Origin of the sequence: Nostoc sp., assembly GCF_036917775.1 — a bacterium.
Lineage (GTDB): Bacteria > Cyanobacteriota > Cyanobacteriia > Cyanobacteriales > Nostocaceae > Nostoc.
Genome location: NZ_JBALEQ010000041.1, coordinates 1 through 7311 on the forward strand (window position 1 = coordinate 1; position 7311 = coordinate 7311).

Genomic DNA, 7311 nt, shown 5'->3' on the forward strand with positions numbered 1-7311 from the left:
GTAAAAGTAGTGCTAAAATCAATACCTAATCCGTTAGTGCCGTTGAGGTCGAAGATGGGAGCGCGGTTGCCAAACACCACGTAGCTCTGCCCAGATTGTAAGCCGTTGGGGTCGGCATAAGCTGCCCCGATAATCAGGTCGTCTATGCCGTCACCGTTGACATCTCCGGCACTGCTGATAGAGTTGCCTGAATCGTCACCTGTTGCGATGCCGTTAATCGCAAAGCCGTTAGTGCCGTTGAGGGTGGAGAGGTCCAGAGTCGCGCTAAAGCCTGTGCTATTGCCAAACACTACGTAGCTCTGCCCTGAAGTATCGCCGTTGGGGTCGGCACCTCTTGCCCCGATAATCAGGTCGTCTATGCCGTCACCGTTGACATCCCCGGCACTGCTGACAGAAAAGCCTGAGAAGTCATTTGCTGCGATGCCGTTAATCGCAAAGCCGTTAGTGCCGTTAAGGGTGGATAGGTTAAAAGTCGCGCTAAAGCCTGTGCTATTGCCAAACACCACGTAGCTCTGCCCAGATTGTAAGCCGTTGGGGTCGGCAAATATTGCCCCGATAATCAGGTCGTCTATGCCGTCACCGTTGACATCCCCGGCACTGCTGACAGAATAGCCTGAATTGTCATCTGCTGCGATGCCGTTAATCGCAAAGCCGTTAGTGCCGTTGAGGGTGGATAGGTTAAAAGTCGCGCTAAAGCCTGTGCTATTGCCAAACACTACGTAGCTCTGCCCTGAAAACAAGCCGTTGGGTTCGGCACCTCTTGCCCCGATAATCAGGTCGTCTATGCCGTCACCGTTGACATCCCCGGCACTGCTGACAGAAAAGCCTGAGAAGTCATTTGCTGCGATGCCGTTAATCGCAAAGCCGTTAGTGCCGTTGAGGGTGGAGAGGTCTAGAGTCGCGCTAAAACCTGTGCTATTGCCAAACACTACGTAGCTCTGCCCTGAATACGAGCCGTTGGGGTCGGCACCGCTTGCCCCGATAATCAGGTCGTCTATGCCGTCACCGTTGACATCCCCGGCACTGCTGACAGAATAGCCTAATCGGTCATATGCATTAATGCCGTTAATCGCAAAGCCGTTAGTGCCGTTGAGGGTGGAGAGGTCTAGAGTCGCGCTAAAGCCTGTGCTATTGCCAAACACTACGTAGCTCTGCCCTGAATACAAGCCGTTGGGGTCGGCAGTGGGCGCCCCGATAATCAGGTCGTCTATGCCGTCACCGTTGACATCCCCGGCACTGCTGACAGATCTGCCTGAGGAGTCATATGCATTGATACCGTTAATCGCAAAGCCGTTAGTGCCGTTGAGGGTGGAGAGGTCTAGAGTCGCGCTAAAACCTGTGTTATTGCCAAACACTACGTAGCTCTGCCCTAAACTAGTGCCGTTGGGGTCGGCAAATATTGCCCCAATAATCAGGTCGTCTATGCCGTCACCGTTGACATCCCCGGCACTGCTGACAGATATGCCTGATCGGTCATATACATTGATGCCGTTAAGAACAAAGCCGTTAGTGCCGTTGAGGTTAGATAAGTTGAAAACTGAATTTGCCATGAGTTTTTCCTTTGTTTTAAGATTTAAGACTTTAGAGATTCCGTTCAACAAGAGGCAGCAGTTCAAGAATCTGTGCCAACAGTGATTAGCCGCCGGATTTCATCGCTCTTGAAACCAATAGCCATCGGTCGCCGCACCCCTGCTAATGCCACTACATCGTAAAGTTCCTGCACCACCCCTTCTAAGCGCAGAGAATGGACAACATCCCCACTTCTGAGGTCAATTACCAGCAATCCGCAATGAGGTTCAGCTTGCAAGGCTAGCAACTTCTCATCTAGCGGCAGCCCGCTAAAGGTTTTGTTGTGCCTGGGTTGAGAAATCCCCACCACCGCGAAGTCGCCGTGAAAGGTTAATCCGCGCTGATAACCTGGACAGAAAGCTACGGGTTCAAATACCCCCCGATCTAAGTCCACGTAACCAAATTCCCCTGTACCAGAGTTGAGTAACCACAGTTTGTCTCGATACCACCGAGGAGAGTGGGGCATTGACAGTCCTGCTAAGACGATTTCGCTGCTTTCGACATCAATGACGCAACCGCCATTGCTTCGTTTGTCCCGCCATCCCTCGCCTACATCTGACCGACTCACAGCAGTGACATACTTCGGTTTTCCTGAGCGCATTGCCAACCCGTTGAGATGACACCTGTCTTCTGCCGCCAGCTTGGAGATAAACGGGGGCTGCCACACAGGGACGAAGCTATGGGTTTCGCTGACTGTAGCTAGACAGCTAAATAGAGTATTGACAAATATCAATTTCTGTGAGTTATTTGATTCTGGGGAATTGGCAAGGGCGATGTCATGGATGTCTAAGTCTCCAGTGATGTAACCTAGTTGCGGCAGATAGAGAGCATCATAGCCGTTGTGAACTTGTCCAGGTTCAAGAGTATTTTCCAATCGCCACAATTGATACAGGGAACTCATATATAAGCTACTTCCCTGGCTATACAAACCCATGCAGCGATCAAAAGTCCGCTCGAACACCGACAGCCGTTTGTCTGGTTGCAAGCCGATGAAAAATACTTTGCCTGCTTGGTAGGTAGTGAATGCCAAACTGAGATTTTGCTCGCATAGCCAAGGGACGAATTGCCTAGAAGCGTTGATTTCTAGTCCAGTAGAGGCAGAAACGGGAGTTTGAGTCATTAGTGCTGTTGGTTCCTTGGGGTAACTTTTGCTCTTTGATGCAACAAAGGTGCGAATCGATGCATGAAAGTTGCTCTTTGATGCAACAAGGGTGCAGGCCATTAGTGCTGTTGGTTCCTTGGGTTAACTTTTGCTCTTTGATGCAACAAAGGTGCGAATCGATGCATGAAAGTTGCTCTTTGATGCAACAAGGGTGCAGGCCAATACAACAAAAGTGCAAGCCAATACATCAAAGGTGCAGCTTGGTAAAGAAAGGTCAGATTGAAAGCTTTATTTGCTCATTGCTTCTAGCATTGGGTTCACCATACCACCGACAGGGCTAGTCATGCTGGCGTGAAACCAGGGATTTTGCCGCAGTAAGGCTCCGAGTAAGGTGGAACCGGAACGAGGTAAGCCGGAGATAAAGTGCATTTTGGCAGTCATAACGATTAATAGGCTTTGATTTATTCTAGAGAGGTAAAACTTGCTAGAGTAGATTTTTCATGATTGAAATAGGCGTAAATAGGTAAACCAAAATTTTCAATAATAACGAATTTACTACGTTTAAGTTTTTGCTATGGCTAGCTTTGCCACTCTAGGATTAAACAAGGTTAAAGAAGTAAGCTCATTTTTGCAACTTAGATACAACTTTGATGCAGGTCGATGCATCAAAGTTGCAGATTCATGCAACTAAGGTCGGCGTTGCATAAATCGAGATCATTAAAGCGTGACGAAATTAACAGCAGTCAGCGTCGTAGTATTAATGCCAGTCAGCGTTGCCAAAATCTCATCCGTAGAAGTCACCAGGATATTGTTACCTGAGAAACTTAATTGCCCAAAGCTCAAACCACCATACAGTCCAATCAAATCATTATTCTTAGAGCCTGTCAAGAAACAACTTTTACAATTTATTATCTAGAAAGCTTACTGAGAAGGCATTTCTAGCTCAAAAGAGGCAAGGTTGTTACATGACAAGCTCTTAGTGAAATCAGTAATCGTATCAGTACCTTCCCCAGCAGCAAAAGCAAAGATATCGTTACCGTTGTCACCCGTGAGAATATCACTGCCAGCGCCACCATAGAGGAGATCATTGCCACCACCACCAGTTAAAATGTCATTACCCTGCCCACCTATCAGGACATCATTACCTGCACCGCCAATAATCGTATCATTACCGTCAAAGCTCCCCCCGGAAAGCGTATCGTTGCCATCGTTGCCTATAATATAGTCATCGGAGACTGTGCCAGAGATATCTAATCGTTCGATATTCTTGTAACTAACCCGATTACTGCCTGCTGTAATTACTCCAGCGTTAGTAGTGGTATTGTATGTCGTTGTAATACCTGTTGTATTAATGTCGTAATCGACTGACAGTATATCGTCACCTTGACCGCTATTGATCGTATCATTGCCACCACTGCCTGTAGACAGCGTATCATTGCCATTGTTGCCCAAAATGTTGTCATCATAGGCTGTACCTGTGATATTTAATCGTTCGATATTCTTGTAATTAACCTGATAAGTACCTGCGGTAATTAAGCCAGTATTAGTAGTGGCATTGAATGTTGTTGTGATTTTGCTTGTAGCATCGCTGTAGTCAGCAGACAGTACATCGTCACCCTTACCCCCGTCTATCGTATCTTTGCCACCCTTGCTCGGGGAGGGCGTATCGTTTCCATTACTCGTTTCTTTGCCACCATTGCCCGTGGAGAGCGTATCGTTTCCATTGCTCCCCACAATAAAGTCATCGTCGGCTGTACCTGAGATATTTAATTTTTCGATATTCTTGTAACTAACCCGATATGTGCCTACCGTAATTGATCCAGTGTTGGTAGTAGCATTGAATGTTGTTGTAATACCACCTGTAGAATTGCTGTAATAGCTATAATCAACGGACAACAAATCGTCACCCTTACCCCCATCTACCGTTTGATTCTCTAAACTTAGATAGAAGGAATCATTGCCATCGTCCCCAAAGAGGAAGTTATTTCCTGTTGAATCCTTAGCCCTAAAGGTATCGTCACCAGCACCACCATTTAAAGTATTATTGCCTGAAGACAAGAATATACTATTGTAGTAAATGGAAATACTAGAGATATCAAGATAATCATTGCCATTGCCACCAGATAGGAGGTTATTGCCTGATGTTCCCTCAGCCTTCAAGGTATCGTCACCAGCGCCACCATTTATAGTATTATTGCCTGAAGACAAGAATATACTATTGTAGTAAATGGGAATACTAGAGATATCAAGATAATCATTGCCATTGCCACCAGATAGGAGGTTATTGCCTGATGCTCCCTCAGCCTTCAAGGTATCGTCACCAGCGCCACCATTTATAGTATTATTGCCTGATGAGATATAATTTGGCTCTCCTTTATAAGTAACTACACTAGAGGTCGAGAGATAATCATTGCCATTGCCCCCAGAGAGCAAGTTATCGCCGGATGGAGACTTAGCATCCAAGTAATCGTTACCAGCGCCACCGTCAAGGGTGTTATTGCTTGAGGAGACAATATAGTTGTATCCGCCAATAGGAAGAAAAGAGGCGGAAAGATAATCATTGCCATCTCCCCCAGAAAGGAAATTATTGCCGGATGTTGCCCTAGCATCTAAAGTATCGTCACCAATGCCACCATTGAGAGTGTTATCGCCTGTTGAAGTATCAACATTCAAATAATCTTCACCAATATCACCAATGAGGGCATTATTGCCCTGATAATCTCTGAGAGTATCATTCCCTGCACCACCAATCAGAGTATCATTTCCTGCACTACCCCTCAGTATGTCGTCGCCACTCTTGCCGTCAATGCGGTCATTTCCACCTTGACCATTTATGACATCATCTGAGTTGTCAAAGCCACTAACATTATTAGAGAGATCGTTCAGGAAGGTGACTGTGTTTTTGTTGAAGATAGTGGTTTGGCTGGAGTTGGCATTGAAGACATCAAAGCTGTCAGTTATACTGCTTTGTCCATCAAACAGGATATTACCGGTAGCAGATTGTGAACCATTTGCTGGTAAATTATCCAGATTTTCTAATTGAAAGTTTTGCAGATTAACTTTGGTAGAAGCTGCATCTGAAAAGGTGAGTTCTAAGTTATTAGCATTTTGAGTAAGTTGCAGATTTCGGGCAGTTAAACCACTACCGATAAATTGCAATGTATCCAGTTGGTTAATCACCGTTGCTGATGGATTTGTACCTTTACCAACGCCACCAAAATCAGTAATGATGTCATTGCCATCACCTCGGCGAATTATAAATTTATCTTGACTACCGTTGCCCGTGAGGATATCGTTACCAGCTTTGCCATCGATAATGTTGTTACCAGTTGTGCCAAAGAGAGTGTCTGCACCAGCAGTTCCCGTCAGCTTAGAGCCTGTCAAGAAACAACTTTTACAATTTGCCACCTAAAAAGCTTACTGAGAAAGCATTTCTAATTAAAAAGAAGGAAGGTTGTTTCCTGACAAGCTCTTAGTACCGCCACTGCCTATATTTTTACCTCCAAACAGCACGTAGGTCTGCCCTGAGTAGTCGCCATTGGGGTCGGCACATGTTGCCCCAATAATCAGGTCAGCGAAGCCGTCGCCGTTGATGTCTCCCGCACTGCTGACAGAGCCACCTGAGTAGTCAAATACATTGATGCCGTTGATGATAAAACCGTTAATTCCATTAAGGGCGGAGAGGTTAAAGCTGGGACTAAAACCGCCGTTGCTCCCAAATACGACGTAACTTTGCCCTGAGTTGTCGCCATTGGGATCGCCAAAGCCTGTCCCAATAATCAAGTCAGCGAAGCCGTCGCCATTGATGTCTCCGGCATTGCTCACAACGCCTAATCTGTCACCTGGATTAATGCCATTGATGGCAAAGCCGTTGGTACCATTCAGGGTGGAAAGATCGAAGTTGGCACCAAAACCGCCTCGGCTACCAAACACTACATAGCATTGCCCTGAGTCGGAACCGTTTGTGTCTGCACTTGGTGCGCTGATAATCAAGTCGTCAATACCGTCACCGTTGACATCTCCTGCATTGCTGACTGAACGGCCTGAGTCGTCGTCTTGATCGATGCCGTTGATGGCAAAGCCATTAGTGCCGTTGAGGTTGCTGACATCGAGCCTGGCACTAAAACGGTCTTTGAGCCTGTCAAGAAACAACTTTTACAATTTATTATCTAGAAAGCTTACTGAGAAGGCATTTCTAGCTCAAAAGAGGCAAGGTTGTTACATGACAAGCTCTTTGCTGCCAAACACCACGTAGCTCTCCCCAGAAAATCGGGAGGCAAAGGGTGTCCCAACAATCAGGTCGTCAAGACCATCGCCGTTAATGTCTCCCGCACTGCTGACAGAACTACCTGATTGGTCAAAAGGATAGGTGTCTTGAATAGCAAAGCCGTTAGTGCCATTGAGGGTGGAGAGGTTGAATTGGGCACTAAAACGGTCTTTGCTGCCAAACACCACATAGCTCTCCCCAGAAGATTCGGAGGCAAAGGGTGCCCCAATAATCAGGTCGTCAAGACCGTCGCCGTTGACATCTCCCGCATTGCTGACCTATCCATTAGTCACATCTTTCTTAACAAAAGCTAAAAGCTAATTCTCAACAGGATTAGAGACGATGATGAGAATAGGAGGACTAGACAAACAGC

The 7311-nt window shown here is 46.4% G+C and carries 4 protein-coding genes and 2 pseudogenes; all 6 read right to left on the reverse strand.

Features of this window, described 5'->3' with window-relative positions; translation table 11 throughout:
- A partial coding sequence (locus V7K69_RS06755; protein ID WP_335032562.1) for a beta strand repeat-containing protein occupies positions 1–1550 on the reverse strand: 1550 nt, incomplete at its 3' end.
- A gap of 62 nt (positions 1551–1612) precedes the next feature.
- Positions 1613–2689 (reverse strand): TIGR03032 family protein, encoded by a 1077-nt coding sequence (locus V7K69_RS06760; RefSeq protein WP_335032564.1) that lies wholly within the window; start codon positions 2687–2689, stop codon positions 1613–1615.
- 270 nt (positions 2690–2959) lie between these two features.
- Positions 2960–3112 carry a hypothetical protein gene (locus V7K69_RS06765; protein ID WP_335032572.1) on the reverse strand — a complete coding sequence of 51 codons (153 nt, stop codon included), beginning with the start codon at positions 3110–3112 and terminating at the stop codon, positions 2960–2962.
- A gap of 276 nt (positions 3113–3388) precedes the next feature.
- Positions 3389–3559: a hypothetical protein gene (locus V7K69_RS06770; RefSeq protein ID WP_335032566.1), complete on the reverse strand. Its 171-nt coding sequence runs from the start codon at positions 3557–3559 to the stop codon at positions 3389–3391.
- A gap of 108 nt (positions 3560–3667) precedes the next feature.
- Positions 3668–6781, reverse strand: a pseudogene (locus V7K69_RS06775) (beta strand repeat-containing protein); the annotation flags it as partial.
- Between the two features lie 108 nt (positions 6782–6889).
- Positions 6890–7195 (reverse strand): annotated as a pseudogene (locus V7K69_RS06785) (integrin alpha); the annotation flags it as partial.
- Between the last annotated feature and the right edge of the window lie 116 nt (positions 7196–7311).